This window comes from Streptomyces sp. NPDC005017 (genome assembly GCF_042873115.1).
Classification (GTDB): Bacteria; Actinomycetota; Actinomycetes; order Streptomycetales; family Streptomycetaceae; genus Streptomyces.
In genome coordinates, this window is sequence record NZ_JBIALD010000028.1 from 1 (window position 1) to 3,009 (window position 3,009).

Consider the following 3,009-nt stretch of genomic DNA (forward strand, 5'->3'; position numbering starts at 1 on the left):
CAAGCACCGGGCCAAACGTCACGACGTCGGTAAAACCGTCAAACGCGCCGAGTCGATCAAGGAACACCAAGCCCGCCGAGGATAAACGCCAAGCTTGGCGTCGGGCGCCGTAGGGGCCGCGGCGCGGCTCGGACTTGCGGAGGGGGACACGGGCGCGGACGTCGGCGCGTGCGTCGCAGGGGAGTCGGACGGCCGCTGTTCGGAGGAGGCCACGTTGCCGACCGGCCGCCCCCTCTCCGCCGCGTCCGTCCCCCCTCCCTTCAGAATCACCATGGTCACGGTGGACACGGCGACCGCGGCGGTGCCCGCCGCGAGCAGGCCCCACCGCTTACGGGCGGCCCGTATACGCGCCGGCGGCGCGTCCGCGGGGACGACCGTCCCGGGCGACGATTCGGCGACGAACATCGCAGGCTCTGCGTGCACGGGCGGAGGCGGGGCGTCAGGCTCGGCCGGCTCCGCGTCCGCCGCCCGCCGCGCACGTTCCCGCACCGCGTCCGCCAGGACCCAGCGCCGGTGCAGTTCGCCCAGTTCCTCGGGAGTCGCCTTGCACACCCGGGCGAACCGGGCGACGGCAGCGCTGTCGGCCGGCACCCCTTCCCCCTTGCAGTACCGGTGCAGCGTCGAGGTGCTCATGTGCGCCTGCTTCGCCAGAGCCTCGTAACTCAGCCCGGACCGCTCCTTCAACTCGCGCAGCAGTGCGGCGAAATCGGCTGTCTCTTCCGCTGCCCCCACCAGTCCTCCATCCCGTTCGGCATCCCACGATCGCCACGTTCCTCCAGGCCAGAGCCAGTGCGGACATCCCGGCATTCCGAAACTCCCGGTGGAATGGCGGACGGGACGCCGCACGCTACAAGCTCGGGCCATCCAAGCACGGCACCTCGCCGGACACGGTGGCCGATCCCGCCCAACTCGCCTTCAGGGGGCAGCACTTCCGTGCCACGCGCACACACCGCACACCCACGCCGCGCCCAGGCTGATCTTCGGGTCGGCCCCCTCCGGGGGCCAGGACCTCACCCCTGTGCCCAGGAAGGCAAAAACCCGGCATGGCTCCAGCCCGAGTCGCACCCGCCGCGAGGCGCGGCGGAAACCCTGGCGGCAGGCACGGTGTTCCACTCCGATCGCGGGGCGTAGGGAACTCCATGATCTTGGAAGCCCGTGCCTGTCCCGTTCCCTGGGCACCACCGAGCCGGCAGATCGCCGGGAACCGGGCGTCACGCGACTACGCCGAAGCCCTGTGTTCCGACCCGACAGTATTGCGCCCTGGATGAGGCGCATCACGCAGGAGGAAGAATGACGCGCAGAAACCCGTATGCACTCTTTCAGGCGAAAAGGAGATTCTCGGGGGGCTTATCGCTCTTCGTGCTCGCTCTCTCGGTGGCGCTGATGCTCGCCGGGTCCGCACTGCCCCGTGTCGGGCATGAAGCCGTCGCGGCGGATGCCCCAGGCTGCTCGGCTCACGCCACGTCCTTCGACACCTCACCGACGTACCCTGAGGGTGCCGCCGACCTGCGGGTCGGTTGCGCCCGGGACGCAGGCGGTCTCCGCGAGCTGGCGAGTCGTGACGACGACCTGGTGGCAGCCATAGATTTCTATCCCGGGGAGCATCCGGAGCTGCTGCGTCAGGAGATGCAGAAACTGGTCGCCACCGTCCACGGGGACCAGGCGAACGGGCTTTCGCTCAGTGAGTCTTTCACGCTGCACATGGAAAAGAACAGCGTGGGATATCACCAGCAGCAAAGTGACGGTATCGACTACAACGGCAGCATACAGATCGTCGGTGACAGCCTGGTCATCGTGGTGCCGGCCGGCGAATTCGGCGCCACGGGTTTTTGGGAAGGTCTCTGGAAGAAACTCGTCGTGGGTGCGGCTATTGCTGTGACCCTTGTCGCGTCGGGGGCCCTGTGCCTGGCCTTGTTCCCTGCCGGTCCTTTCGCCGGACCGGTCTGCGGTGCCGTGGCGGGGGGCCTGTCGGGAGGCGTCGGCGAGCTGGTGAGTGCCGCTCTGGACCAGAAGCCGATCGACGCGGAGGTCTGGGGCAACGTGGTGGGCAGCGCGATCTTCGGTGCGGTCACCGGTGGCCTGGGCGTCCATTTCATGCAGCTCACAGCTGCCAGTACAACCACCTTGATCGCCAATGCTCAATCCACGCTGCGCACCTGGGCGTCGAAACTCGGAGCCTGGGGGAACCCGCTCGGCGCTCTGGCGAACCTGCTCACCGAGCACGTCGCCAACATCATCCACGCAACTGTCCAGCGGCTCGCGCGAGGGAGGATCGGGGTCAGCGATGTGGGCCTGCGGGTCATGGCGCTGGGTGACTCGATCACGTACGGCACCGCCAGCTCGAACGGATCCGGGTACAGGTCGGCGCTGTACGGCCACCTGACCCAGCATGGCGGGTCGGTGGAATTCGTCGGCTCGCAGCGCTCGGGAGCGGCGCCCGCCGCGAGCGAGGGGCATCCCGGCTGGCTGATCGGGGACATCGCCGGCATCGTGGACTCCGCCCTGGCGACGTACCGGCCCGACGTGGTGCTCTTGCACATCGGTACCAACGACATGAGCAACAACGTCGATCCGCGCGGCGCGCCGGCCAGGCTCGACAGCCTGATCGACCAGATCCTGCGGTACGACCCGGATGTGACGGTGCTGGTTTCGACCATCGTGCCGGCCGCGTTTCCGGAGACCGCGGCTCGGATCGCCACGTACAACGCGGCGATCCCGGGTGTCGTGGAGGCCCGGCGGGCGGCCGGCCAGCACGTCCAGTTGGTCGATATGGACGCGGTCACCACTGCCAATCTGGCCGATGGCCTGCACCCCAACGACCGCGGCTACCAGAAGATGGCAGGAGCGTTCTACGACGGACTGGTGACGGTGGCCCAGGCGGGCTGGATCGAAGGACCCGACAGCGGCGATACCCCGGCCGGGGGCCCTGTCAAGGGGTGGCACTCACAGGGCACTGTCGCGTCGGGAACTTTCAGCGCAGGTGCCGGCGCCGCTGTGTACGCCGACATC

General features: G+C 68.7%; 2 protein-coding genes. One reads left to right on the top strand and one right to left on the bottom strand.

Translation table 11 applies throughout. The annotated features are described in order from the left end of the window. Positions 1 to 18 precede the first annotated feature (18 nt). The gene (locus tag ACFYR0_RS31405; protein ID WP_389335610.1) at positions 19 to 732 is read right to left on the bottom strand and encodes a helix-turn-helix domain-containing protein; all 714 of its coding nucleotides are present in this window, start codon (positions 730 to 732) and stop codon (positions 19 to 21) included. A gap of 558 nt (positions 733 to 1,290) precedes the next feature. Between ACFYR0_RS31405 and ACFYR0_RS31410 the strand changes: the two genes are divergently transcribed. Next, positions 1,291 to 3,009, top strand: a 1,719-nt coding sequence (locus ACFYR0_RS31410) for an SGNH/GDSL hydrolase family protein (RefSeq protein ID WP_389335613.1), incomplete at its 3' end; no start/stop codon positions are given.